This window comes from Bradyrhizobium sp. AUGA SZCCT0176, assembly GCF_018130145.1.
Classification (GTDB): Bacteria; Pseudomonadota; Alphaproteobacteria; order Rhizobiales; family Xanthobacteraceae; genus Bradyrhizobium.
In genome coordinates, this window is the sequence record NZ_JAFCMB010000004.1 from 42136 (window position 1) to 67403 (window position 25268).

Consider the following 25268-nt stretch of genomic DNA (forward strand, 5'->3'; position numbering starts at 1 on the left):
CACCGGACGGCCTTTGAGAGCCATGCTTCCGTGTGAGATGGCGCGGTATATAGCCGGATTCCAGCCAGAAGCAAGGAAATACGGCCGGTTTTTGTCGCCAGCTGGCCCGGTCCAGGCCCATAAATGCGGGCATTCGGGGCCCTAATCCGCCGAAAACCCCCGCGGAGACCCTATCTCGGCCGGGATGGTGAGAACGATTCGCATTGTCGCCGGCTTCCGGCAGGCGTAACCTTCACCCAATTCGCAAGCGCCCGCATCGTGAGGCGACGACGCGAGTTCCTCCCGATGTCCGGATTGCGCGTTGCAATGGAGGAACCGTTATGACCGTCTCCCCGACCCTGCAGAACTACCTGGACCAGACCGTCACCTACGAATTGATCCCTCATGCCCGCACCATGTCGTCGACGCGCACGGCCGAGGCTTGCCATGTGCCGGGCGACGCGCTGGCCAAAGGCGTCGTCCTTCGCCGTGAGGACGGCTACATGATGGCGATCCTTCCGGCTTCCCGCCATCTCCATTTGCCGGCCTTGAAAATGCAGCTCGGCCACAAGGTTGATCTGGCGAGCGAAGAGGAGGTCGCGAAGCTGTTTGGCGACTGCGAGCGCGGGGCCGTACCGCCGGTTGGCGAATGCTTTGGGCTCGATGTCATCGTCGACGACAGCATCGATGCGCAGAGCGAGATCTACATGGAGGGTGGCGACCACGCTACACTCATCCGTCTGGACCGCGAGCAGTTCGCACGATTGACCGCGAAGGCCTGGCATGGCCACTTCACAACGCACGATTGAGGCCGCTCGAGCGCCGGTCGAGCGACCTCAAGCAACGCCATCGCGCGCGTTCGCCGTTGAACAGCCGCGTCGCGAGGCGTCGCCGTGCTTCAGTGATGGGCTGAAACGCTCTTGACGTACCCGGACACCACGTCGCCGGACGTTGAATGGCTGATGTCACCCAGGCTGATCATGCCGACCATCCGCTTGCTTTTGTTGATCACCGGCAACCTGCGGACTTTCAGCGTTTCCATGTGATGCACCGCCTTGGCGAGGTCATCGTCCTCCCGGCAGCAGTGGATACCTTCGGTCATCACGTCGCGCGCCTTGGCCCGGCTGGCATCGAAGCCGTTGCCAGCAAGTCCTTTGCAGACGATGTCGCGATCGGTCACCATTCCGATCAGCTGATCGTCCTCCCCGATCGGAATGCAGCCGATATCATGCGCTCGCATCAGCTTTGCGATTTCGGTGACAGGCGTGTCGGGGCTGACCCAGTCGACGCCCTTGTGCATCGCGTCTTTGACTTTCATGGCGGACCTCCGTTGCTGCGATTTCAGGTGGTATCCCCGTGATGCAGAACAGTTCCCCCTGGCTCGACTATACGACGGATCGGATCGGACAGCATCGCAAAAAAATGCGATGACAACTCCGCAATGCAGGGAAAGCCCTCGCCGGCAGCACGTCCATCAATCCAGGATGCCTCGCCAGTCTCGAATGGCGGGCCGGCGCACAGACGCCGGCCTCAGCTCACCATGCGCTGGCGGTTTTCCCAATACGGCTTGCGCAACTCACGCTTCAGGATCTTGCCGGCGCCGGACAATGGCAGCGGGGTCTCCGTGACCCCGACACTGCGCGGGCATTTGTAACCTGCGATCAGCGTCTTGCAGAAATCCATCAACTCGTCGGGGGTTACCCTCGCGCCAGGCTTGGGAACGACAATGGCGTGAACCTGCTCGCCCCAGCGCTCACTCGGAATACCGATCACGGCGCATTGCGCCACCGACGGATGCTGCGCCAGCGCGTTCTCGACCTCGGCCGAATAGACGTTCTCGCCGCCGGAGATGATCATATCCTTGACGCGGTCGACCACGTAGACGAAGCCGTCGTCATCCATGTAGCCGCCGTCGCCGGTGTGCATCCAGCCGTCGATCACCGCCTTGGCGGTTTCCTCGGGCCGCTCCCAATAGCCCATCATCACATTGTCGCCGCGCACCGCGATCTCGCCGACCGTGCCCGTGGGCACCACCTTGTCATCGGCATCGACGATCTTGACCTCGCAGCCGAGCGTGGCGCGGCCGGCGCCGCGATGCCGCCCCTTGGTGCGGCCATCGCCGACATGCTCCTTCCAGTGCAGTATCGTCGCGATCGGCGACAATTCCGTCATGCCATAGGCTTGCGTGAACTGCACGTTCGGCAATGCCTTCATGGCGCGGCTGAGCACGGCATCGCTGATGACGGAGGCGCCATAGGCGATACCCGTCAGCGACGACAGGTCGTACTCGCCGAGTTTGGGATGATCGACGAACATCTGGATCATGGTCGGCACCAGCAGCACGTCGGTCACGCGATCGCGTTGCATCGCGCCGGCGACGCCGTCGGGCGTAAAACTCTGGATGATGACGTTGGAGCCACCGCTCAGCAGCACCGAATACATAGCCGCCCCATTGGCAAGGTGGAACATCGGCGCAGCGTGCAGGTAGACCGTGCTGCTCGGCCACAGGCCTTCGCCGAGCGCGTTCAGCGCATTGACCATCAGATTGCCGTGGCTGAGCATCACGCCCTTGGAGCGTCCGGTGGTGCCGCCGGTATAGAAGATGCCGGCGAGATCCTCGCTTTTGCGCATCGCATCCTGCATCGGCGCGCTGCGCGCGATCAACGCCTCATACCCCTCCATGCCGGCGGGGGCGTCCCCATCATCGGCATAGATCAGCTTGAGGCCCGGGATCGCCTGAGCGAGCGTCGCGCCGACCGCAGCAAAGGCCTTGTCGACGAACAGGATGCCGGCGCGGCAGTCGCGCATGGCGTCCTCGTTCTCCAGCGGGCTCCAGCGGATGTTGAGCGGCACGATCACGGTGCCGGACCAGCCGGCGGCAAGATAAAGCTCGAGATAGCGGTCGGAATTGAGCGACAGGATCGCGACCCGGTCGCCGGCTTGCGCGCCGAGGGCCCGGATGCCGGCGGCAAGCCGCGCCACGCGGTCGCCGACCTCGCGCCAGCTTTTCTTGCGGTCGCCACAGACGATGGCAAGCCCGTTCGGATTGATCTGCAGCGCGCGCCGCAGGCCGTGCGTGATGTTCATTTCCGTCCTCCCTTTGCCGGCCGGCTTTTCTTTGGTGTTCCCGGGCCGCGTTTGCTTGGCCGGTCGTTTGCCAGCCCTTCGGTGAGTTGAGCCGCGAACCGGCTGGCGACGGCTTCCGCCGACCACGCGCCGGCGCGCTGATACCAGTGACCGATCCAGTTCAGTGAACCTGCGATCGCAAAAGCCGCGAGCTTCGGGTCGCACGGCTTGATCGAACCGTCGGCGACGCCGTCGGCGAGGTACTTGCGAAAGGTCCGGTCGATGCGCTTCTTGGCGGCGCGGACGATCTTCTGGTTTTCCGCGGTCAGGTCGCGCGCATCGAACCGCACCAGACTGGCGCCGGAATCAGTCGTCATCTGCTCGGCATAAGCCTGGATCAGCTTGCGCAGCTTGGCGAGCGCATTGCCGCCGCCATTGTCGATTTCAGCAATGAACTCGTCGACGATTTCCTGCCCCAACGCCCAGCATTCGAACAGGATCTCGTCCTTGCTGCGGAAATAATTGTACAGCGCCGGCTTGGTGATGTTCAGCCGCTCGGCGACATCGTTCAGCGTGACGCGGTGATAGCCCTGCTCGAGAAACAGCCGCACCGCGGTACGCAGCACGGCTTCGCGTTTCTCGTCGCGCGCGCGGCGGCGGCTTTCGAACGGCATCCATGGCGATAGATTGGTTTCGGGTGACTGCGCATCCATCCTGATAATTGCCTGCTCTGCATTGACGGGCTCCGTCGGCCCGTATATTACCCATGAGTAATAAAAAGTCCAATGGGTAATAAAGGGAGCGCACCATGACATCCAGCGTCTATGTTGCCGGCGTCGGCATGATCCCCTTCGTCAAGCCGGGCGCGAGCGCGCCCTACCCGGTGATGGGCGCGGAAGCGACCAGGCTCGCGCTGGCTGACGCCGGCGTCGGCTACGAGATGATCCAGCAGGCCTATGCCGGCTATGTCTACGGCGATTCAACCTGCGGGCAGCGCGCGCTCTACCAGGTCGGCATGACCGGCATCCCCATCATCAACGTCAACAACAACTGCTCGACCGGTTCGACCGCGCTGTTCATGGCGCGGCAGGCGATTGAATCAGGCGCGCTCGATTGCGTGCTGGCGCTCGGTTTCGAGCAGATGAAGCCCGGCGCGCTCGGCGCTGTTTTCACCGACCGGCCGAGCGCGTTCGACGAGTTCGACGCCGCGGCCGACAAATTGGTCGACGCGCAAGGCGTTCCGCTGGCGCTGCGTTATTTCGGCGGCGCCGGTCTCAGCCACATGAAGAAATACGGCACGCCGCTGACCTCGTTCGCCAAGGTGCGCGCCAAGGCGAGCCGGCATGCCAAGAACAATCCGCTGGCGCTGTTCCGCAAGGAAGTCAGCGCTGACGACGTCATGAACGACCAGGTGATCTGGCCCGGCGTGATGACGCGGCTGATGGCCTGCCCGCCAACCTGCGGGGGTGCGGCGGCAGTATTGGTCTCGGAGAAATTCGCCAGCAAGCACGGCCTCCGCAAGGACGTCCGGATCGCGGCGCAGGCGATGACCACCGATACGCCCTCCACCTTCAAGGCCGGCGACATGATGCAGGTGGTGGGCTTCGACATGACGCGCGCCGCGGCGAACAAGGTTTACGAGGCCGCCGGCATCGGTCCTGGCGATCTCGACGTCGTCGAGCTGCACGATTGCTTCGCGCACAATGAGCTGATCACCTATGAGGCCCTCGGCCTGTGCCCTGACGGCGGCGCGGAGCGCTTCATCGACGACGGCAACAACACCTATGGCGGCAAGACCGTGACCAATCCGTCCGGCGGGCTGCTGTCCAAGGGGCACCCGCTCGGCGCAACCGGTCTGGCGCAATGCTACGAGCTCACGCATCAGTTGCGCGGTTCGGCGGAAGCACGACAAGTGGACGGCGCAAGGCGCGCCCTGCAGCACAATCTCGGCCTCGGCGGCGCCTGCGTCGTCACACTCTACGAACGCGTCTGAGGCCCGGATATGATTGCCCCCTCCCTCATCGGGCACAGCCTTTCGCCTGTCACCGCGCATGTCGAGCCCGGACGCCTGCGTTATTTCCGCGAGACGCTCGGCGAGACCAATCCGGTCTATGGCGATGTCAAGGCCGCGCAGGCCGCCGGCTATGCCGCGACGCCGGTGCCGCCGACCTATCTGTTCTGCCTTGAGATGATGGACGCGGAACAGGCCTTCGAGTTCATCACCGTCATCGGCGTAGACATCGGGCGCCTGCTGCATGGCGAACAGCGCTTTACGTACCGGGCACCCGTGGTGGTCGGCGACACGCTTAAGTTCCAGCCGCGCATCGTCAGCGTCGCCGACAAAAAGGGTGGCGCGATGACGCTGGTCGGCATCGAAACCAAAGTCACCAATCAGAACGGCACCCACGTCGCGGACGTCTCGCGCACCGTGGTGGTGCTCAATCCCAAAACCGCATGAGCAAGCCTGTGAAAACTCAGCCCGCGATAGGCGACCGCATCGTGCACAAGGTGTTTCCGCCGATCAGCCGCCACACGCTGGTGCTCTATTGCGGCGCCTCGGGCGACCACAATCCGATCCATGTCGACCTGGATTTCGCCAAGGCCGCCGGATATCCGGATGTCTTTACCCACGGCATGCTGGTCATGGGCTATCTCGGCCAGGCGCTGACCGATGCGGTCCCTCCCCCGCGGCTTCGCATGTTCTCGACGCGCTTCGTCGCAATCACGCAGCTCGGTGCACGCCTGACCTGCGAGGGACATGTTTCCGAACTCGTCGAACATGATGGCGAGCGATGCGCGAAGCTGGCGCTGACGACCAAGGACGAAAACGGCGATCTCAAGCTCGCCGGTGAAGCCGTTATCGCGCTCTGAACAGGAAGCACACATGACCAAGCTCAAGGGAAAAGTCGCGCTGATCACGGGATCGGGGCGAGGCATCGGCCGCGCGATCGCGCTGAAACTCGCCAGCGAGGGCGCGAGGGTCGTGGTCAACGATCTCGATGCCGCGCCGGGCGACGCCGTCGCCGCGGAAATCCGCGATGGCGGCGGCGAAGCCATCGCGATCAACGGCAGCGTTTCCGAATCCGGCTTCTCCGACCGTTTCGTCGGCGCAGCCATGGAAACATTCGGCGGCCTCGACATCATCATCAACAACGCCGGTTATACCTGGGACTCGACGATCCAGAAGATGACCGACGAGCAGTTCCAGGCCATGCTTGACGTCCACCTGGTCGCACCGTTCCGTCTGCTGCGCGCCGCCTCCGAGCCGATCCGGATCATGGCAAAGAAAGAGGCCGAAGCCGGCCGCGAAGTGTTTCGCAAGGTGGTCAACATCTCCTCAATCGCCGGCCTTTACGGTAACGCAGGCCAGGCCAGCTATTCGTCGGCCAAGGCGTCGCTGATCGGGCTGACGCGCACGCTTTGCAAGGAATGGGGACGCTACAAGGTGAACGTCAATTGCGTGGCCTTCGGCCTGATCAATACGCGCCTGACCCAACCGATCGAAACCCAGCAGAAGACCATCGACGTCGCCGGCCGTGACATCAAGGTGGGGGTCCAGCCCCAGATGCTCGACGCGATGGCGAAAATGATTCCACTCGGACGCGGCGGCACGCCGGAAGAAGCCGCCGATGCGGTCTATCTGTTCTGCAGCCCGGAATCGAACTACATCAGTGGGCAAGTCGTCGTCTGCGGTGGCGGCCTCATCATCTAGCGCGGGGATCCAATGCAATATCGATCATCCTGGATGACGGAGGAGCTGGACGCTTTTCGCGATCAGTTTCGCAAGTTCCTCGCCAAGGACCTGGCGCCGCATGCGGAGATCTGGCGCGATCAGAAGATGGTCGATCGCTCGGCCTGGCGGGCGCTGGGCGAGATGGGCGCCCTGCTCCCGAGTATCCCGGAAGCCTATGGCGGGTTGGGTGCCAGCTTCGCCTATGAAGCTGCCGTGATCGAGGATCTCGAAACCGTGGTACCGGAAGTAACGACCGGGTACTCGGTGCATAGCGCCATCGTCGCGCATTACATTTTGAACTACGGGTCCGAGGAACAGAAACAACGCTGGTTGCCGAAAATGGCCAGCGGCGAGTTCGTCGGCGCTATCGCCATGACCGAACCGGGCACGGGCTCCGATTTGCAGGCCGTACGGACGACGGCCAAAAAGCAGGGCAACAATTACGTCATCAACGGCCAGAAGACTTTCATTACGAACGGCCAGGCTGCGGACCTGATCATCGTGGTCGCGCGCACCGGCGAGCCCGGCGCCAAGGGAATCTCGTTGATCGTCCTGGAAGCCGAAGGCAATGAAGGTTTCCGCCGCGGCCGCAACCTCGACAAGATCGGCCTGCACGCCTCCGACACGTCGGAATTATTCTTCGACAATGCGGTGGCGCCGCCGGAAAACCTGCTGGGCAGCGAGGAAGGCAACGGCTTCGTGCAGCTGATGCAGCAATTGCCGCAGGAGCGCCTCTCGCTTGCCGTCGGCGCCGTGGCGTCGATGGAGCGCGCGATCAAGTTGACCGCCGACTACACCAGGGAACGCAAGGCCTTCGGCAAGCCGATCATCGAATTCCAGAACACCGCTTTCAAGCTGGCCGAGCGCAAGACCGAAGCTGTCATCGCGCGCGTCTTCGTCGACTGGTGCGTCGAACGCCTGGTCGCCGGCGATCTCGACACGGTCACCGCCTCGATGGCGAAATGGTGGTGCTCCCAGAAGCAGGTGGAGACCGCGGATGAATGCCTGCAACTCCACGGCGGCTACGGCTACATGGAGGAATATCCGATCTCGCGGATGTTCGTCGACGCGCGGATCCAGAAGATCTACGGCGGCACCAACGAGATCATGAAGCTGTTGATCGCGCGGTCGCTGTAGCGGGTATAATGCCGAGACGTGGCTAAATTGGAGGCCGAGACATGGCTCGCGCAGTTCGCAAGACCGGCAAGGAAGTTGCACTCTCCGAGGTCAAAGACGATCGGCTCGAAAACGATCCGCGATTTCTGCAGCGCATCGAGCGGGCCCGCAACAGCCTGCAATCAGGGCGCGGCGTCCGCCTCGAAGATATCGAGCAGGAATAGCGCCCAGCCCGCTAAAGCGTCTGCACATCCACCACGCCCGACACCGCCTTGATCGCGCCGGCGATCTGCGGCGAGACCTTGAAGCGACCGGGAAGCTTCATCTCGACCTCGGTTTCGAGGTCGAGCATGATCACCAGCGAGACGTCGCCGTCGGCGCCCCCCACCGGCGCGGGCGCCGGTTTCGCCGGCAGGCCCTTTGGCGCGCCGGGCACGACCGGCTCCGGCATGTTCAGCCGTCGTGCGATCGAATCCAGCGGCTTGGTGTCGCGGACGAAAATCCGCAAACCCTTCTGGGTTTTGGCCGCCGCGTCATCCAGCGGCTCGGCATGCAGCACCCTTGCCCGCACGTCCTCGCCCTGCAGTTCGGCGCCGAGCTGCAGCAACACGGCAGCCCCCGGCTCCAGCACGTCGCGATATTGCGCGAGGCCTTCGGAGAACAGCACCGCTTCGAAATGGCCGGTCGGGTCGGACAGGCCCATGATGCCCATCTTGTTGCCGGTCTTGGTCCGCCGCTCCATGCGCGAGACGACAGTGGCCGCGACCTTGCCGGCGGTCGCGCCGGTTTTGACCGCGCGCGAGAATTCCGCCCAGGACTGCACGCGCAGCCGCTTCAACACCATGGCATAGTCGTCGAGCGGATGGCCCGACAGGAAGAAGCCGATGGCGTCGTATTCGCGCCGCAGCCGATCGGCCGGCAACCACGGTTCGACCTGCGGCAGCATGATGGTCGGAGCATCCGCGGCGCCGCCGAACATGTCGTTCTGCCCGATCGTCGACGCCTCGTGGCTGCGCTGGCAGGCGGCCAGAATAGCCTCCGCGCCGCCAAATACCCGCGCGCGGTTTGAATCGATCGTGTCGAAAGCGCCGGCGGCCGCCAGGCTTTCGATGACGCGCTTGTTGATGGCGCGCGGATTAACGCGCGCGGCGAAATCGGCGAGCGAGGTGAACAGCCCTTTGCGCCGTTCTTCCACGATCAGTTCGACCGCCTGCGGGCCGACGCCCTTCAGCGCTGCCAGCGCATAATAGATGGTGTTTTCGCCAACCTCGAAGGTCGCACCCGAGCGGTTGATATTGGGCGCCTCGACCTTGATACCGAGCCGCTGCGCCTCGGCGCGAAACTCGCTGAGCTTGTCGGTGTTGTTGAGTTCGAGCGTCATCGACGCGGCCAGGAACTCGACCGGATAGTGCGCCTTCATATAGGCGGTGTGATACGACACCAGCGCGTAAGCCGCGGCGTGGCTCTTGTTGAAGCCGTAGTCGGCGAACTTTGCCAAGAGTTCGAAGATCGTATCGGCCTGCCCTTTCGGCACGCCGTTCTTGACCGAGCCGGCCACGAAGATCGAGCGCTGCTTCTCCATTTCGGCACGGATCTTCTTGCCCATCGCCCGGCGCAGCAGGTCGGCGTCGCCGAGCGAATAGCCGGCCATCACCTGGGCGATCTGCATCACCTGTTCCTGGTAGATGATGACGCCAAAAGTTTCCTTCAGGATCGGCTCCAGGATCGGATGCAGATATTCCGGCTCCTCGTCACCGTGCTTGCGCGCGCAATAGGTCGGGATGTTAGCCATCGGGCCAGGGCGATAGAGCGCCACCAGCGCGATGATGTCCTCAAAGCGGTCGGGCCGCATATCGACCAGCGCGCGCCGCATGCCCTGGCTTTCCACCTGGAACACGCCGACCACATCGCCCTTCGCCAGCATCTGGTAGCTTGCCGCGTCTTCGATCGGCAGCGTCGCCAGATCGACCTGGATATTGCGCTGCCTGAGCAGTTTGACCGCGACGTCGAGCACGGTCAGCGTCTTCAGGCCGAGAAAGTCGAACTTCACGAGGCCGGCGGGCTCGACCCATTTCATGTTGAACTGGGTGACCGGCATGTCGGATTTGGGATCGCGATAGAGCGGCACCAGTTCGCTCAAGGGGCGATCGCCGATCACGATGCCGGCGGCGTGCGTCGAAGCGTGACGGGTCAAACCTTCCAGGCGCTGCGCGATATCGAAGGCGCGCGCCACGACGGGGTCTTCGTCGCGGAACGCTTGCAGTTTTGGTTCACTCTCGATCGCCGCGGCCAGCGTTACCGGAGCTGCGGGATTCTGCGGCACCAATTTGGTCAGTTTGTCGACCTGCCCGTAAGGCATCTGCAGCACGCGGCCGACGTCGCGCAGCACGCCTCTCGCCTGCAGCGTTCCGAAGGTGATGATCTGCGCCACCTGATCGCGGCCGTAGCGCTGCTGCACGTAGTCGATGACCTCGCCGCGGCGGTCCTGGCAGAAGTCGATGTCGAAGTCCGGCATCGAGACGCGTTCGGGATTGAGGAAGCGCTCGAACAGCAGGCCAAACCGAAGCGGATCGAGGTCGGTGATGGTCAGCGCATAGGCCACCAGCGATCCCGCGCCCGAGCCGCGGCCCGGCCCCACCGGAATGTCGTTGTCCTTGGCCCATTTGATGAAGTCGGAAACGATCAGGAAGTAGCCCGCATAGTTCATGCGGTTGATGACGTCGATCTCGAACGCCAGCCGCTTCCGGTAATCCTCCTCCGAGGTGCCCTGCGACAGGCCATGCACCGAAAGGCGCCTGGCAAGCCCCTCCTCGGCCTGACGCTTCAGTTCGGCAGCCTCTTCGCCTACCGCATCGGATCCCGATCCCGCGCCAACCGTAAAGCGCGGCAAAATCGGCTTGCGCGTCATCGGCCGGAACGAGCAGCGTTCGGCGATCTCGACGGTGGAAGCCAAGGCCTCCGGAATGTCGGCGAACAGGACCGCCATTTCGGCGCGGGTTTTGAAGCGGTGATCCGGCGTCAGCTGTTCGCGGTCGGTCTCGGCGATCAGGCGGCCGCCGGCGATGCAGAGCAGCGCGTCATGGGCTTCGTAGTCGTCAGAGCTCGCGAAATACGGCTCGTTGGTCGCGACCAGCGGCAGGCCCTTGGCATAGGCGAGATCGATCAGGCCCGATTCGACACGGCGCTCCTTGTCGATGCCGTGGCGCTGCAATTCAATATAGAGGCGGTCGCCGAACAGGCTGGTCAGCCGGTCGCAGCGCGTCGCCGCCAGCGCTGAATGATCGCCGTGCAGCGCCAGCGAGATCGGCCCCTCGGGGCCGCCGGTCAACGCGATCAGGTCCTCCGAGTAGCCTTCAAGCCATTCGAGCTTGATATGCGGGGATTGGTGAACCGGCGTCTCCTGGAACGCCCGCGAGTTCAGGTGCATCAGGCTGCGATAGCCGCGCTCGCGCGCCGCCAGCAGCACGATTCGCGCAGGTGCGGTGGCAAGCGCATTGCGCGCGTTGGGATCCTGGTCGCCGAAATCGATCGCGAGTTCCAACCCGACGATCGGCTGGATGCCATAGCCCGCCATCTTGTCGGAGAATTCCAGCGCCCCGAACATGTTGTCGGTATCAGTCAGCGCCAGCGCCGGCTGGCGGTCGGCTTTGGCAAGCTCGCCGAGCTTGGCGATCTTGATCGAACCCTTCAGCAGCGAATAGGCCGAATGAACGTGGAGATGAACGAATCCGGCGTTGGACATGTCGCTTTGAGGGCTCTTGCATCGTGGATGGGAGCGATCGTCAGGCTCTCCGAGAAACTTCCCCGGGCGCCGACTCGCCAACTCCAATGGTGATGCGTTGGGCTAGCGGAGTCCACGCGGAACGCTCAGCTTGCGCCCGCCATCCGGCTTTTCCCCAAGGGGCTGTCGAAGCCTGCTTTGCAGGTACGTCGGCCTCGATCCCGCCCCACCTCAGAGCTGGGGAATGAGCTGCGCCCACACCGCGATCATCCCGACAAACAGCGTAATCGACGCCAGAGCAGCGGCTTCTTCCACAAACATCCTCAACATCGCAGGCACTCCCGATCCAAGAACATATGAGGAACATTGTTCCTTTTTTGTTCTAAGAGTCAAGCGCGCCTGGCGGGTCAGTTTGAAGAATGATCCCTGTGGTTAATTCTTGGGGGCCCGTCCCCCCGTCGCAATGTCTGTGATCGCTTGGCGAGCTGGTTGGGGTCGCTAGGGCGTTTCGGGTGGCTTGCCATTCCCGCCTTCTGTCCGAGGCCGTTCAATAAGCTCGTATGTGGGAACGTGGCCGCTATTCCACCACGACTCCAGCGCAGCCCCGCAGACCGTGCAGACCGCGTCACCTGTTTGCGGTACCAAGAACTTCTCTTCAGTACGTCTGTACTCGGCGCCGCAATTGCATTGGACAATTGTCGCCATCCCCGGAATATGCGCCTGGAACCGCCCTTTTTCCAGCCCGGAACTCTGCAACAATCAAACTGACCCACTCCGGGCCGCCTCCCGTCGCGGGGTCTATCATCGACTTGGCGTTGGTTGGGGTCGCGGGGCGCTCGGGGATCAGATGAGCGCTCTCATCAGCTTTTCGATGTAGTCATTCACGGCATCTGCAAAGTCGCACTGAGAGCCGGGCCCGGCCGCGTCTCCGTGAGCTTTCACCACCGACCGAACGCTTTCCAAGGCGTCCCTTTGCTGAGGTGCGGGCGTCACGGCGACCATCTCGTTGATGGCATTTTCTGCCAGAGGAATGGCGCCCGTCTTGGCCTCCGCAATCAGCGGGCTCAGCACGGATGTGCATTTGTGTACGTTTTCCATGCCCCAAATATGCGCCCGGCCCGGTCTGTTTTCCAGCCCTCCGGGAAGCTGTCATTGGCACGACATCCCCGCCTCCATCGACCCCCAGAAGCCGCATTCTGTCGTGGGGTGATGGGGACCGCGCGCGTGAAGGCGGCCGTTGAAAACCAAGAGGGCTGCGGCGGCGAGTAGGACGGCTGAAACGACGATGGGGAATCTTATTTTCATGCCCCGTATATGCCTTCGCAAGCTGACCAATTCCAGCCCGCGCGGCTACGCCGTTTTTCGTCCAAAGACCGGCTGCGTCCGCCTGATCGGCTTCCAGCCGAAATAATCATGGGTACCGGACCAGGCGTGGACTTCGGTCTGGCAAACCATGCATTCGAATTTGCCCGCATGCTTGTGCTGATGCTGCTCCCTCGTCGCGGAGTAATCCATCCCGCAACCGGGGCAGGTAAATTCTTCGGATGTCCAGATGCTGCTTGCCATTGCGCAACTATGCGCCGGCGGTGGGCTAATTCAAGTCCGCGACAGCCCTGTAGTTAAGGACGCGATAAGTGGACTGGCGCTCTCGCGTTAACAAACACTTCCGCGATGTCTGACCATCCCGACCGGGCCCAACAAAAAAGCCCCGGGCAATGCCCGGGGCTTTGATGGTCTCGCTAGAGGATAGCGAAATCAGTACTCAGTTAGATCAGTACTTGGCGATGATCGGGCCACCGAACTTGTAGTTCAGGCGAGCGGTCACGAGATCGACGTCCTGGCTGATGCGATCGGTGCCGAAGAACACGCCAGCCGGCGTGGTGAACGTGTAGGTCCGATCCTGCAGGAAGATGTGATTGTATTCGACGCCAATCGACCAGTTCGGGGCGAAGCCGTATTCGAGGCCAGCACCGACCGTGCCACCCCAGCGGGTGTCGTCGCCGGTGGACGCAGCAAGCGCGCCAGCAACGGTGTTGATGTGGTTACGATTCGAGGTCACAGCAGCACCGCCCTTGACGTAGAGCAGGACGTTGTTGACGGCATAGCCGACCTGACCGGTGAACAGGCCGAACGCGTCGATCTTCGAGTGGTTGACGAAGCCGGGGAACAGCAGGCTGGTGTTCGAGCCCTTGAAGTCAGCCCAGTTGCCCTGCGCTTCCAAGCCGAACACCCAGGTGCCGGCCTGCCAGCGATAGCCGATCTGACCACCGACCGTGGCGCCCGATGCGTCATGCGAACCCTCGGGGCCAAACGCAACGTTGGGAGCGACCGCGTCCCAGTCATTGCGGCTCCAACCGCCGCCACCGTTGACGCCGATGTAGAAACCACTCCAGTCATACACAGCGGCGATCATCGGCGGCGCCTTGGTGTAAGGACGCGCAGCGAGATCCGCAGCCACTGCCGGCGCAGCCGCGCCGAGCGCGATCAGACTGGCCGTTACAAGCAAAACCTTCTTCATCTTTTTTAATTCCCGTTCCAGTTGGTACAGCCCCCAAGGCCGTGGCAGCGTCATATCATTGTTCGTTTGAATTACTGTCACTTGGCTGCAACAGCGCACGCGAAACGAGTTCAGTGAAAATGTAAGTTAATATTGTGTAACAGGCACTTTTCGAAACATTGCGTGCACGTTCGCCGCAGAAAAATCACAATGGAACCGCGCAGCGGTATCACCGTGTGCGATTGTGTTGAAGAGATGGCGCGCGTGCGCGGCTAAAGATGTTCAACGATCCGTGATCGAACCGACGAGCGCGCTCCGAGCTCAACGAGATTCGAATGTGTGGAGCGATTCCAATTCCATTGTGAAGCTGTCGTCATTCCAGCTCGACGACCTGACCGTCCACCAGCGACACCCGCCGGTCCATGCGCCCGGCCAATTCCATGTTGTGGGTTGCGATCAGCATCGCGACCCGCGTCGCCTTCACGAGCTGCATCAGGGCGTTGAACACGTGATCGGCGGTGTGCGGATCGAGGTTGCCGGTCGGCTCGTCCGCCAGCAGCACCCGCGGCGCATTGGCGACCGCGCGTGCGATCGCGACGCGCTGCTGCTCGCCGCCGGACAGTTCGGCCGGGCGGTGGGTGATGCGTTCGCCAAGACCGAGATAGGCCAGGATCTCTGTTGCACGCTTGATGGTCTCGTTGCGCTTGAGACCGCGGATCATCTGCGGCAGCATGACGTTTTCGAGCGCGGTGAATTCCGGCAGCAGCCGGTGCTGCTGGTAGACGAAGCCGATGTCGGAACGCCTGATGTGGGTGCGGTCGATGTCTGACAATTGCGAGGTCGGCGCTCCCCCGACATAGACCTCGCCGTCATCGGGGCTTTCGAGCAGGCCCGCGATATGCAGCAGCGTCGACTTGCCCGAGCCCGACGGCGCCACCAGCGCCACCGACTGCCCGGCCCATAGCGCGAGCTTGGCGCCGTTGAGAATGGTCAGCGTCGCCTCACCCTGCGTGTACTGGCGTTTTATCTCGTGGAGATAGACCACCGGTACATCTTCCGCGCCCTCGGCCATTTTGCCCTCACTCATAGCGGAGCGCGTCCACGGGATCGAGGCGCGCCGCGCGCCAGGACGGATAGAGCGTGGCCAGGAACGACAGCGTCAGCGCCATGATCACGACGGCAGAGGTCTCGCGGAAGGCGATCTCGGCCGGAAGCTTCGAGAGGAAATAGATCTCTCGCGGAAATATGTCGGTGTTGGTGAGCCACGACAGGAATATCTGGATCGATTCGATGTTGAGACAAATCAGCATGCCGACGAAAAACCCGGTCAGCGTGCCGACCACGCCGATCGCGGCCCCCGTGATCAGGAATATCCGCATGATCGAGCCCCGCGAGGCGCCCATGGTGCGCAGGATCGCAATGTCCTGGCCCTTGTCCTTGACCAGCATGATCAGGCCGGAGACGATGTTGAGCGCTGCGACCAGCACGATCATGGTCAGGATCAGGAACGTCACGTTGCGTTGGACCAGCAGCGCATTGAAGAAGGTCGAGTTGCGCTGCCGCCAGTCGACCAGGAACACCGGCCGCCCGGCCGCATCCGTCACCAGCCTGCGGAAAGTGTCGATCTTGTCCGGATTGCTGGTGAACACCTCGATCGCGGAGACGTCGTCCTTGCGGTTGAAATAGACCTGCGACTCCGGCAGCGGCATGAACACGAAGCCTGAGTCATATTCCGACATCCCGATCTCGAACACGGCGGCGACCTTGTAAGGCTTGATGCGCGGCGTGGTGCCCATCGCGGTCACAGCCCCCTTCGGGGCAACCAAGGTGATGCTGTCGCCGGCACGCAACGACAGCGTATCGGCGAGCCGGCGACCGATCGCGACGCCCTGCCCCTCGTCGAAGCCTTCCAGCGTGCCCTGCTTGATGTTCGCCGAGATCGAGGTGAGGTTGTTCAGGTCAGCGGCGCGCATGCCGCGCACCACCACGCCCGAGGCGTTGAAGGCCGACGACGCCAGCGCCTGACCGTCAACCACCGGCGCGGCCAGCCGGACACCCTGAATCAGGCTGATCCGCTCGGCGACATCCTTCCAGTCCGTCAGCGGCGATTCCAGAGGTTGGACCAGCAGATGCCCGTTGAGGCCGAGGATCTTGTCCAGCAGTTCCTTGCGAAAGCCGTTCAACACGGCCATCACGACGATCAGCGTCGCAACGCCGAGCATGATGCCGAGGAACGAAAAACCGGCAATGACGGAAATGAAGCCTTCCTTGCGGCGCGCCCGCAGGTAACGCCCGGACAACAGCCATTCGAACTGTGAGAACGGCGGGGTACGAACTGTCTCCTTCATGGTCTCACCCATCACTCGTACCGGAGTGCGTCGACGGGATCGAGGCGCGCGGCGCGCCAGGACGGATACAGCGTGGCCAGGAACGACAGCGTCAGCGCCATGATCACCACCGCGGTGGTCTCGCCGAAATCGATCTCGGCGGGCAGCTTGGACAGGAAGTAGAGCTCCGGCGAGAACAGCTCGGTATTGGTCATCCACGACAGGAATTGCCGGATCGATTCGATGTTCAGGCAAACCAGCATGCCGACAAAAAAGCCGGTCAGCGTGCCGACCACGCCGATCGCAGCCCCCGTGATCAGGAATATCCGCATGATCGAGCCCTGCGAGGCACCCATGGTGCGCAGGATCGCAATGTCCTGGCCCTTGTCCTTGACCAGCATGATCAGGCCGGAGACGATGTTGAGCGCCGCGACCAGCACGATCATGGTCAGGATCAGGAACATCACGTTACGTTCGACCTGCAGCGCGTTGAAGAAGGTCGAATTGCGCTGCCGCCAGTCGACCAGGAACACCGGCCGCCCGGCCGCTTCCGTCACCAGTTTGCGGAAAGCGTCGATCTTGTCCGGATTGGAGGTGAACACCTCGATCGCTGTCACGTCGTCCTTGCGGTTGAAATAGGCCTGCGACTCCGGCAGCGGCATGAACACGAAGCTCGAATCATATTCCGACATGCCGATCTCGAACACCGCGGCGACCTTGTAGGCCTTGATGCGCGGTGTGGTACCCATCGGGGTCACGGCCCCCTTCGGGGCAACCAAGGTGATGCTGTCGCCGGCATGCAACGACAGCGTATCGGCGAGCCGGCGACCGATCGCGACGCCCTGCCCCTCGTCGAAGCCTTCCAGGGTGCCCTGCTTGATGTTCTTGGCGACCGAGGTGAGGTTGTTCAGGTCCGCGGAACGTATGCCCCGCACCAGCACGCCCGAGGCGTTGAAGTACGAGGACGCCAGCGCCTGACCGTCAACCACCGGCGCGGCCAGCCGGATGCCCTGAACCTGGTTGATACGCTCGGCGACATCCTTCCAGTCGGTCAGCGGCGATTCCAGCGGCTGAATTAAGAGATGTCCGTTGAGGCCGAGGATCTTGTCCAGCAGCTCCTTGCGAAAGCCGTTCATCACGGCCATCACGATAATCAGCGTCGCAACGCCGAGCATGATGCCGAGGAACGAAAAACCGGCGATGACGGAAATGAACCCTTCCTTGCGACGCGCCCGCAGGTAACGCCCCGACAACAGCCATTCGAACTGCGAAAACGGCGGGGTTCGGACTGTCTCGTTCATGGTCTCATCCATCTTTCGATAATCCCATGATTCGGGGCCAAATGTGGCCGGGAATGGCCAAGAATACCCGCCCCCCGTGGATAATCTTTATCCCGCTATCTTCCGCTTATCGTCCAACTATCTTGGCGACCGCTTCCGCCGGGCTGAGATTCTCGCGTGAGCCGTCGCTGCGCCGCTTGATCTCGAGCTTGCCCTCGGCGAGGCCCTTGGGGCCGACCAGAATCTGCCAGGGGATACCGATCAGGTCGGCGGCGGCGAACTTCGCCCCTGCGCGCTGATCGGTGTCATCATAGAGGACATCGACGCCCTTGGCCTCGAGCTCGCGATACAGCGCCTCGCAGGCCGCATCGGTGTCGCTGGAGCCCTGCTTCAGGTTCAGGATCACGGCGGTGAACGGGGCCACCGCCTCGGGCCATTTGATGCCGGCATCGTCATGGCAGGCCTCGATGATGGCGCCGACCAGGCGCGACACGCCGACGCCGTAGGAGCCGCCATGGATCGGGACGTCGACACCGTCGGCGCCCGCGACCATCGCCTTCATGGCGTCGGAATATTTGGTGCCGAAGTAGAAGATCTGGCCGACCTCGATGCCCCTGGTGTGCACCATGTTCTCGGCAGGCACTTCGCTGTCGAAGCGCGCGGCATCGTGCACGTCCTCGGTCGCGGCATAGACCGAGGTCCATTGCTTGATGATCGGGGTCAAATCGCCGTCATAATCGACGTCGTCGCCCGGGATCGGCAGGTTGAGCACGTCGCTGTCGCAATAGACGCCGGACTCGCCGGTCTCGGCCAGCACGATGAATTCGTGGCTGAGATCGCCGCCGATCGGGCCGGTCTCCGCGCGCATCGGGATCGCCTTCAACCCCATCCGCGCGAAGGTGCGCAGGTAAGCGACGAACATCCGGTTATAGGAGCGCCGCGCCGCCGCCTCGTCGATGTCGAACGAATAGGCATCCTTCATCAGGAATTCGCGGCCACGCATCACGCCGAAACGCGGACGCTGCTCGTCGCGGAACTTCCACTGGATGTGGTAGAGATTGAGCGGCAGGCTCTTGTAGGACTTGACGTAGGCGCGGAAGATCTCGGTGATCATTTCCTCATTGGTCGGCCCGTACAGCAGTTCGCGCTTGTGGCGGTCGCTGATGCGCAGCATTTCCGGGCCATAAGCGTCGTAGCGGCCGCTCTCGCGCCAGAGGTCGGCGAGCTGCAGCGTCGGCATCAGCAGTTCCAGGGCACCTGCGCGGTCCTGCTCCTCGCGGACGATCTGCTCGATCTTCTTCAACACCCGAAAACCCAGCGGCAGCCAGGCGTAAATGCCCGCCGCTTCCTGCCGCATCATGCCGGCACGCAGCATCAGGCGATGCGAGACGATCTCCGCCTCTTTCGGATTCTCTTTCAGGATGGGCAGAAAAAACCGCGACAATCGCATGGGTCAACTCAGGGAATCAGGGGGCGATAAGGAAGAATGGCAGTGAAACCGGATCGGCTACGAAAATACAAGGCCGGAACACCTTAAAAAGCCGCAAGATATGCGGATTTCCGACCGTTCTGCCCCCGATATTGACCGCATGATTGCGGCGCGATCAGGTCCGGGTTGGTCCCCACCAGCTCCGTCCGCGTCATTGCGAGCGAAGCGAAGCAATCCATTCTATCGTTACGCGGTGCGGTGGATTGCTTCGCTTCGCTCGCAATGACGGGAATGGCGCGTCTCCATACGATTCTGTCGTCCCCCGCGCATGCGGGGGATCCAGTACGCCGCGGCTTCTCGGTTCTTTCACTGGCGTCTCTGGGATACTGGGTCGCCCGGTCAAGCCGGGCGATGACAGCTGAATGTGTGTCCGCATTCTCGCGACGCGATGCGCCCGAGGTTTGCTGGAAACTTCTCGCCCTCCAAAATTCAGAGGGCGCAGGGAATGCCGGATGCGCGCTGCACCCGCGGTCTCGTGTGCGAATTGTGCTAAGTAGGCTGCACACGAGCATACAGGGCAGCGGAGGCAATCCGACATTCCCTGCGCAATGGCTTTACGGCTTATGGCGTGCTCTCCCCGGTGAGACGGCCTCTATTGCCACCGTCGCCCCTCGGAAGCGTTGGCTCCCGAAAGACTTGACGCCGTTACGGGCGCCAGGACCACACGCTTTTGCCGTACGCTTCCGCTACGACCGTCAATCGCAACGTCAGCGTCCACCGCAACCCGCCCCTCGTCGTGACGACGGCCGACGCCCCTCTGAGTGGGACGGGATGGGTGAGAATGTGCCGGCGATTTGGGTCGAAGGAAAGAGAAATATTTTTGATTTTCGGAAATTCTGGACTTGACATGATTTCCGTAAAACAGAAGTGATTTGCCCGTCGGGTTGATTTGTCGCACGCGGGCCGCGAGATTTCGCTTGCAAGCAAGGCGACGCAGCCCCCCTCACCGCACGTCGAATTCGCCCTCCAGCGTGACCTTCTCGAAATCGGTCACCAGCACGTCGATCCGCATGCGCCAGCGGCCGGCGACCGGCAAGGGCACGCCGCGCACGTGCCAGTAACCGTCGGGCCTGCGCTTGGCTTCACGTTCAAGCGGTTCGATACCGCGCTCCGGCAGGCTCAGCGTCAGCGTCGCCTCCTTGGCCGATAGCTCGCCGAAGTCGCCGGTCAGCAATTGCAGCACGAAATCGTTCGATCCCACTTTGCCCGGCACAATCGAGACCTGGGCCATCGCCTTCTCGGTGTGGATATGGATCGCCAACGGCGCCTGCGCGGCGGCCGCCAGCACGCGCGGCGGCGGCGTGAAACGCCAGGTCGCGACGACGGCGAGGATACAAGCCACCACGACGCATTCGATCAGGATCGAACCGATCAACGGCCGCGTATTCCCCGGATCAGCCGCCACGGCCAGCGTCAGGCGGTATCGGTTCAGCGCGGCGAGCCCAAGCAGGACCGTCACCAGTGTCAATTTGACCAGCAGGATAATGCCGTAGCGGGTGTCGATCAGCGCATGAAAGCTCTCGAGCTGGATGACCGCCAGACCCAATCCGCTCAACACCAGAAATCCGACGACCGGCACGGCCAGGCGCGAAAACCGTTGCAGCACCGGCACCACCGCGCCCGTCGATTGGCGCGCCAGCACCACAAGGGGCGCAAGTGCGCCGACCCAAAAGGCGATGGCAACGCCGTGGAGGAACATCGCAGGCGCCGTCAGCGATTTCGGTGACGCCGTTGCGGCGTGTCCGCTGGTTGCCAGCGACAGCCCGACGCCTGCCATCGCGAGAACAGTCAACGCCCAGGCGGTAATCCTGGTCGGGCTGCGCCACGCGAACCCGGCGATGACCATCGACGCGATCGCAATCAGCAGCGACGGTCCGAGGCTGGTTCCGAGCGCGCCGGTCCATGGCGCTGAGGTCGCCAGACCGCCGAGCGGAAGATCGAGCAAGTCGAGACCCTGCAGGCCAAGCGAGGCGACAGCGCTTGCGACACCGACGGCAAGCGCGCCCGTGATCACGAGCGCACCGCTGGAACCCTGCCCGATCCATACGGCAAAGAACGCGCCGCCGACGCCTGCGAACAAGCCGACATAAACCCCGATGCGAGCCAGCCAGATCAGGATCGCAACCGGGCCGCCATTCGACCTGGCAGTATTGGCCGTCGCAACGCCGATCGAAAACACCAGCGATCCCGCGACGGGATGCCCGTCCTGGGAAACCACGCGATAGCTGACGACCTGAGTCCCGCGCGGCAGGTCATCAGGCAACACGATCACGACGGATTGGTCGACCGCGCGAACCGTGACGGCGCGCGTCTTGCCCGCGGCATCGATCAGGTTGACAACCGCGGGTGTGACGCTTTCGTTGAACTGCAATTGCAGGGTCTTTGGCGCCTCGGCCACGACGCTGCCATCGGCAGGTTCGGCATCGACCAGCGACGCATGCGCAAACGTATCCGTTGCAAAACAGAGCGCCACCAGCAGTGCCGCGACGGCTGCGATGGCGCGTAGCATCGAATTTACGGCTTCGAAATCAGCTTGAGGCCCGGCGCCGGCGACGAGCCGTCATGACTATGCGACCCGGCCCCGGCCTTCGGAATATCGATCCAGCGGCTTACCCCCTTCTCGCATTCCTGCACCACCGGAAAATACAGCGTGGTGTTCGGCTTCAGGCCACCGGTGAGAAAGGTTGCCATGACGAATTCGTCGTAATTGTCGTCCGCGAGCTTGCCCCCGCTCCAGGACACTTCCTTGACGCCTTCGGAGAATTTGTTGCCATGATATTCGTATTCGGCGGCGTATTTTCCCTTGATGGTCTCGAGAGTCCAGCCAGCCTTCGGCATCGGCTTGACGCTGATCACGCCTTCGGGGATTTGCACCCGGATTTTGACGGTGGCCGATCCCGCGCAACCATGCGGCACGGCAAATACCGCCTTGTAATAACTGCCGACGGCCGCCTCGCGCTTCTCGAGCGTAACGTGCGCGTTGGCGGAAGACGCGGCGCAGAGTGCAGCGGCGGCGACTAGTAAACCTGGCTTAGACATTTTTGGCCTCAAATGTTCCTGCTGAATTGATCGGACTTCTCTCACGTCAATGGCGATGATGCGCCGCCCGTTCCTTGCCATGGCTGGTGGACGCGGGGTCGCCCGCTGCACCGGCCGCAGCGGCGAACCGCACGCCATCCCCGTTACTTCTTCATGCCGGAATGACCCGAATGATCAGGCGCGGGCGCCTGCGCGCCGACGCCCTGCACGTCGAGCGACAGCGTCACCTTGCCCGCTTTTTCGAACTCGAGCGTTACCGGTACCTTGTCGCCTTGCTTGAGCGGGCCCTTGAGATCCATCAGCATCAGATGATAGCCGCCCGGCGCGAGTTTTACGGTCTTGCCGGGTTCGATAGCGAGGCCCTTGTCGAGTTCCCGCATCGTCATCACGCCATTGTTGACAGCCATCTCGTGGACCTCGATCTTGCCGGAGATGTCAGCTGCGCCCTTGATCAACCGATCCGGCGTCGAGCCCTTGTTCTCGATGGTGAGGTATCCGCCCGCGATCTTGGCGCCGCCCGGCGTGGCGCGGCTCCAGGCTTGCGTGATGACGAGACCGCCGGCCTTGACCTCCTGGGCGTGCAAGGGGACCGTCTGCAAGCCCGCTACGAGGGCCAGGCACACGAGTTTGATTTGAATTGATTTCATAGCTTGTTCTTTCGATGTTTGAACGGCTTCGGCATTCGGATTTCCACCACGCTGGTGAAGAGAAACCGGCGACATATACCGTACTCCCTCACCATCGGTACTTCATGCCGGCATAAACAGCCCTTCCGTTACCAGGTTCGAACAGAGGCGACGTGGCGGTTGCCTGATTGATAATGCTCGCACTCGAAATATAGGCCTTGTTGGCCAGATTGCGCCCCTCGATATAGGCCGAAACCGGACCGCCATTGTCGAAGCCCGCCTTCAACCCGACGAGCGCATAGGGCTCGGTCTTCAGCGTGTTCGCGTTGTCGACAAAATAGGACTGCGGCACCCATTCGATATTGGGCCCGAAATAGAAACCGGTCGGATTCTTGTACAACAACTCGGCACGGAGGTAGTGGCGCGGGGCCCCGGGCAGGATGTTGTTGCGATAGTTTGGATCGTTGTCGAAACGAAAATCGTTCAGCGTATACGCAAGATTCAGCCAGATCTTGTCGGGCGCCGGGCCGTTGTTGAAGATGCCGCGGAAAATCGCGGCGCCCGCACCCGCTTCGATGCCCTGGTGAATGGTGCGATCGGCGTTGGTGACGTTACAGGTTCCGGCGGCGTTGCCGAAGATACATTGCAGCTCGTCGCGGATGTTGGCGCGATAGGCCGTGATCTCCCAGGCGTAATCGGGCCGCTTCATCCGAGTTCCGATCTCGTAGGTGGTGGCGATCTGCGGTCGGATGCTGGTGAAGGGAATGACCGGCGTGCCCCCCGCTCCGGACGAACTTTCCCCAAAACTTGGCACCTCGGCGCTTCGGGAGATGTTGGCGTAGGCCTGCCAGGTCGGATCGATATTCCAGAGCAGACCGGCCTTCGGCGACCACAGCCTGAACTCGGTCGCCCCCGACTGATTGCCATCGCTGAGAAAGCGATCCTGCCGGTTGCGGGTTGCGTACAGGAACTGCGTTCCGCCGATCGCGGCAACATTCGGCAAGAAGTAAAAGCTGTCCTCGATGTAGAGGGAGGTGTTTTTGGACCGATCGATCGACGACGACAACAGCGCGCCCTTCTGGCCGCCGATATTCGCGAACTGCTGGTTGTCGATGCTGCCGTTCAGGACGTTGACGCCGGCGACAAGGCGGTTGCGGAAGCCGCCGATGTACCGGTCGTCGGTGACCTTCGCGAAGCCGCCATAGTCCTTGTAACTGTAATCGAGCCACTGAAAGATCGGGTGCATCAGGTGACGGTCGACGCCGAACACTCCGAATTCGACCTTGGTGTCTTCAAACCGGATCGTCGTCTTGTTGGCGAGCCGCACAGTATCGATATTGCGCTGCTGGTCATTGATGACGTTTGCGGGAGCGGCGGCTTCAGGATTGCTCAAGGCGGAGGCCTTGGTGACGGTGCCGGGGATACGCTGGCGCACCTCATTGGCGTTGAAATAGAACCGTGTCTCGACATCCGGCGAGAACTGATAGCCGACATTGCCGCTGACGCGCGTGCTGCTGCCGCTGCTGTGATTGCGAAAGCCGTCGGACGCCTGGGTCGAAGCGGTGACGAAACCGTCCCACGGCCCATTCGCGCCGCCGGCATTGGCTTGGAGCCGCTTGAATCCGAATGCGCCAATATCAGCCGACACCCCGTTCGGAAACGGGTCGCGGCCGGTCGGCATCACGAAATTGATGGCGCCGCCGAGCGAGTTCGCGCCGAACTGCAGCGCGTTGCCGCCCTTGTAGACCTCGACATATTTGTAGGCGGTCGGATCGATTTCCTGGAAATCGCCATAGCCGTCCGCGGTGTTCATTGGAATGCCGTCCATATAGAGCTGCACGCCGCGCAGATGGAAGTTCCGTGACAGGCCGGACCCGCGGATCGAAAGCCGCGTGTCGTCACCCCATTTCGGCTGCGCAAAGACGCCGGGAACGTAATCCAGAATGTCCTTGATGGTGTTGGCGACTGTCGAATTCCTGTACGCTTCGGCCGGCACCAGCGCGACGCCGCCCGGCGTCTGGTTGATTTCCGCCAACGCCTGCTGTGCACTCAGTACCGCCAGGGCGCCGCGCGCCCCCTGCCCCTCATCGCTCGCGACCGGCGCAACCGGAGCCGGATTTCGAACGCGAGATGCCCGCGCGGTGCGCGCCGCGGCGCGTTGTGGGGGACGGGTCGTGGTCGCCCGCTGCTGTGTGGGGGCGTCAACCGTGACGGGAGGCAACACGCCGTGCGGGCCTGTCTGAGCGGCTGCTGGAATGGAAGCAAGTAGGACGGCGCCGGCAAGCAGGGGCTTGCACGGGCGCGCGCCCGAGGGGAAATGATAGCGAAACATTGATAATCCTGACACCGGCGCTGTGGCCGGCTTATTGAACTGCACCGATCAGCGCAGCCGAAG

At 62.6% G+C, this 25268-nt stretch carries 21 protein-coding genes; 7 read left to right on the top strand and 14 right to left on the bottom strand.

What is annotated here, in order from left to right:
• Nucleotides 1-320: 320 nt before the first annotated feature.
• Nucleotides 321-788 (top strand): aminoacyl-tRNA deacylase, encoded by a 468-nt coding sequence (locus JQ600_RS11455; protein ID WP_212388880.1) that lies wholly within the window; start codon nt 321-323, stop codon nt 786-788.
• An 89-nt stretch (nt 789-877) separates the two neighbouring features.
• Here JQ600_RS11455 and JQ600_RS11460 read toward each other — a convergent pair whose 3' ends face one another.
• From JQ600_RS11460 to JQ600_RS11470, 3 genes are all read right to left on the bottom strand, one after another.
• Nucleotides 878-1297, bottom strand: a complete 420-nt coding sequence (locus tag JQ600_RS11460) for a CBS domain-containing protein (RefSeq protein WP_192733411.1) — start codon at nt 1295-1297, stop codon at nt 878-880.
• Between the two features lie 212 nt (nt 1298-1509).
• Nucleotides 1510-3066, bottom strand: a complete 1557-nt coding sequence (locus tag JQ600_RS11465; RefSeq protein WP_212388882.1) for a long-chain-fatty-acid--CoA ligase — start codon at nt 3064-3066, stop codon at nt 1510-1512.
• A complete protein-coding gene (locus JQ600_RS11470; protein WP_249135840.1) occupies nt 3063-3860 on the bottom strand; it encodes a TetR/AcrR family transcriptional regulator in 798 nt (265 codons plus the stop codon). The genes JQ600_RS11465 and JQ600_RS11470 overlap by 4 nt, the downstream gene beginning before the upstream one ends.
• On the opposite strand from JQ600_RS11470, the gene JQ600_RS11475 reads away from it, so the two are divergent.
• Genes JQ600_RS11475 through JQ600_RS11500 form a run of 6 tightly spaced genes read left to right on the top strand, consistent with a single transcriptional unit; the run spans nt 3854 to nt 8118 of the window.
• Nucleotides 3854-5038, top strand: a complete 1185-nt coding sequence (locus JQ600_RS11475; RefSeq protein ID WP_212388884.1) for a lipid-transfer protein — start codon at nt 3854-3856, stop codon at nt 5036-5038. The genes JQ600_RS11470 and JQ600_RS11475 overlap by 7 nt on opposite strands.
• A 9-nt stretch (nt 5039-5047) precedes the next feature.
• A complete protein-coding gene (locus JQ600_RS11480) occupies nt 5048-5503 on the top strand; it encodes a MaoC family dehydratase N-terminal domain-containing protein (RefSeq protein WP_212388886.1) in 456 nt (151 codons plus the stop codon).
• Nucleotides 5500-5916, top strand: coding sequence for a MaoC family dehydratase (locus tag JQ600_RS11485; protein WP_212388887.1), 417 nt, complete (start codon nt 5500-5502; stop codon nt 5914-5916). Before JQ600_RS11480 ends, JQ600_RS11485 begins: the two co-directional genes overlap by 4 nt.
• Nucleotides 5917-5929: 13 nt before the next feature.
• Nucleotides 5930-6757, top strand: a complete 828-nt coding sequence (locus JQ600_RS11490) for an SDR family NAD(P)-dependent oxidoreductase (protein WP_212388888.1) — start codon at nt 5930-5932, stop codon at nt 6755-6757.
• 12 nt (nt 6758-6769) lie between these two features.
• Complete coding sequence (locus JQ600_RS11495) at nt 6770-7915, top strand: acyl-CoA dehydrogenase family protein (RefSeq protein ID WP_212262395.1); 1146 nt, start codon at nt 6770-6772, stop codon at nt 7913-7915.
• Between the two features lie 41 nt (nt 7916-7956).
• Entirely contained in the window at nt 7957-8118 is a 162-nt protein-coding gene (locus JQ600_RS11500) for a hypothetical protein (protein ID WP_212388889.1), read from the top strand.
• A gap of 11 nt (nt 8119-8129) precedes the next feature.
• Here JQ600_RS11500 and dnaE read toward each other — a convergent pair whose 3' ends face one another.
• The 11 genes from dnaE to JQ600_RS11555 all read right to left on the bottom strand — a co-directional run bounded on the left by dnaE (nt 8130) and on the right by JQ600_RS11555 (nt 25205).
• Nucleotides 8130-11636: a DNA polymerase III subunit alpha gene (dnaE, locus tag JQ600_RS11505; RefSeq protein ID WP_212388891.1), complete on the bottom strand. Its 3507-nt coding sequence runs from the start codon at nt 11634-11636 to the stop codon at nt 8130-8132.
• A gap of 822 nt (nt 11637-12458) precedes the next feature.
• Complete coding sequence (locus JQ600_RS11510; protein WP_212388892.1) at nt 12459-12713, bottom strand: hypothetical protein; 255 nt, start codon at nt 12711-12713, stop codon at nt 12459-12461.
• A 673-nt stretch (nt 12714-13386) separates the two neighbouring features.
• On the bottom strand, nt 13387-14133 hold the full coding sequence (locus JQ600_RS11515; protein ID WP_212262407.1) for an outer membrane protein: 747 nt from the start codon (nt 14131-14133) through the stop codon (nt 13387-13389).
• Between the two features lie 352 nt (nt 14134-14485).
• The gene (locus JQ600_RS11520; RefSeq protein WP_409363298.1) at nt 14486-15199 is read right to left on the bottom strand and encodes an ABC transporter ATP-binding protein; all 714 of its coding nucleotides are present in this window, start codon (nt 15197-15199) and stop codon (nt 14486-14488) included.
• Nucleotides 15192-16472 (bottom strand): lipoprotein-releasing ABC transporter permease subunit, encoded by a 1281-nt coding sequence (locus JQ600_RS11525; RefSeq protein ID WP_212388893.1) that lies wholly within the window; start codon nt 16470-16472, stop codon nt 15192-15194. The genes JQ600_RS11520 and JQ600_RS11525 overlap by 8 nt, the downstream gene beginning before the upstream one ends.
• Nucleotides 16472-17752 (bottom strand): lipoprotein-releasing ABC transporter permease subunit, encoded by a 1281-nt coding sequence (locus JQ600_RS11530; protein WP_212262410.1) that lies wholly within the window; start codon nt 17750-17752, stop codon nt 16472-16474. The genes JQ600_RS11525 and JQ600_RS11530 overlap by 1 nt, the downstream gene beginning before the upstream one ends.
• 94 nt (nt 17753-17846) lie before the next feature.
• On the bottom strand, nt 17847-19169 hold the full coding sequence (gene proS, locus JQ600_RS11535) for a proline--tRNA ligase (protein ID WP_212388902.1): 1323 nt from the start codon (nt 19167-19169) through the stop codon (nt 17847-17849).
• 982 nt (nt 19170-20151) lie between these two features.
• Nucleotides 20152-21717: a copper resistance protein CopC gene (locus tag JQ600_RS11540; protein WP_212489923.1), complete on the bottom strand. Its 1566-nt coding sequence runs from the start codon at nt 21715-21717 to the stop codon at nt 20152-20154.
• Nucleotides 21718-21722: 5 nt separating this feature from the next.
• Nucleotides 21723-22247, bottom strand: a complete 525-nt coding sequence (locus JQ600_RS11545) for a YcnI family protein (protein ID WP_212262416.1) — start codon at nt 22245-22247, stop codon at nt 21723-21725.
• A 143-nt stretch (nt 22248-22390) separates the two neighbouring features.
• On the bottom strand, nt 22391-22894 hold the full coding sequence (locus JQ600_RS11550; RefSeq protein WP_212262418.1) for a copper chaperone PCu(A)C: 504 nt from the start codon (nt 22892-22894) through the stop codon (nt 22391-22393).
• An 88-nt stretch (nt 22895-22982) separates the two neighbouring features.
• Nucleotides 22983-25205: a TonB-dependent receptor domain-containing protein gene (locus JQ600_RS11555; protein ID WP_212262420.1), complete on the bottom strand. Its 2223-nt coding sequence runs from the start codon at nt 25203-25205 to the stop codon at nt 22983-22985.
• Nucleotides 25206-25268 lie beyond the last annotated feature (63 nt).

Bases quoted from the DNA above. Each gene is read 5' to 3' on its own strand.
- JQ600_RS11455 (WP_212388880.1), top strand. From the start codon at position 321: ATGACCGTCTCCCCGACCCTGCAGAACTACCTGGACCAGACCGTCACC.
- JQ600_RS11460 (WP_192733411.1), bottom strand. From the start codon at position 1,297: ATGAAAGTCAAAGACGCGATGCACAAGGGCGTCGACTGGGTCAGCCCC.
- JQ600_RS11465 (WP_212388882.1), bottom strand. From the start codon at position 3,066: ATGAACATCACGCACGGCCTGCGGCGCGCGCTGCAGATCAATCCGAAC.
- JQ600_RS11475 (WP_212388884.1), top strand. From the start codon at position 3,854: ATGACATCCAGCGTCTATGTTGCCGGCGTCGGCATGATCCCCTTCGTC.
- JQ600_RS11470 (WP_249135840.1), bottom strand. From the start codon at position 3,860: ATGTCATGGTGCGCTCCCTTTATTACCCATTGGACTTTTTATTACTCA.
- JQ600_RS11480 (WP_212388886.1), top strand. From the start codon at position 5,048: ATGATTGCCCCCTCCCTCATCGGGCACAGCCTTTCGCCTGTCACCGCG.
- JQ600_RS11485 (WP_212388887.1), top strand. From the start codon at position 5,500: ATGAGCAAGCCTGTGAAAACTCAGCCCGCGATAGGCGACCGCATCGTG.
- JQ600_RS11490 (WP_212388888.1), top strand. From the start codon at position 5,930: ATGACCAAGCTCAAGGGAAAAGTCGCGCTGATCACGGGATCGGGGCGA.
- JQ600_RS11495 (WP_212262395.1), top strand. From the start codon at position 6,770: ATGCAATATCGATCATCCTGGATGACGGAGGAGCTGGACGCTTTTCGC.
- JQ600_RS11500 (WP_212388889.1), top strand. From the start codon at position 7,957: ATGGCTCGCGCAGTTCGCAAGACCGGCAAGGAAGTTGCACTCTCCGAG.
- dnaE (WP_212388891.1), bottom strand. From the start codon at position 11,636: ATGTCCAACGCCGGATTCGTTCATCTCCACGTTCATTCGGCCTATTCG.
- JQ600_RS11510 (WP_212388892.1), bottom strand. From the start codon at position 12,713: ATGGAAAACGTACACAAATGCACATCCGTGCTGAGCCCGCTGATTGCG.
- JQ600_RS11515 (WP_212262407.1), bottom strand. From the start codon at position 14,133: ATGAAGAAGGTTTTGCTTGTAACGGCCAGTCTGATCGCGCTCGGCGCG.
- JQ600_RS11520 (WP_409363298.1), bottom strand. From the start codon at position 15,199: ATGAGTGAGGGCAAAATGGCCGAGGGCGCGGAAGATGTACCGGTGGTC.
- JQ600_RS11525 (WP_212388893.1), bottom strand. From the start codon at position 16,472: ATGGGTGAGACCATGAAGGAGACAGTTCGTACCCCGCCGTTCTCACAG.
- JQ600_RS11530 (WP_212262410.1), bottom strand. From the start codon at position 17,752: ATGGATGAGACCATGAACGAGACAGTCCGAACCCCGCCGTTTTCGCAG.
- proS (WP_212388902.1), bottom strand. From the start codon at position 19,169: ATGCGATTGTCGCGGTTTTTTCTGCCCATCCTGAAAGAGAATCCGAAA.
- JQ600_RS11540 (WP_212489923.1), bottom strand. From the start codon at position 21,717: ATGCTACGCGCCATCGCAGCCGTCGCGGCACTGCTGGTGGCGCTCTGT.
- JQ600_RS11545 (WP_212262416.1), bottom strand. From the start codon at position 22,247: ATGTCTAAGCCAGGTTTACTAGTCGCCGCCGCTGCACTCTGCGCCGCG.
- JQ600_RS11550 (WP_212262418.1), bottom strand. From the start codon at position 22,894: ATGAAATCAATTCAAATCAAACTCGTGTGCCTGGCCCTCGTAGCGGGC.
- JQ600_RS11555 (WP_212262420.1), bottom strand. From the start codon at position 25,205: ATGTTTCGCTATCATTTCCCCTCGGGCGCGCGCCCGTGCAAGCCCCTG.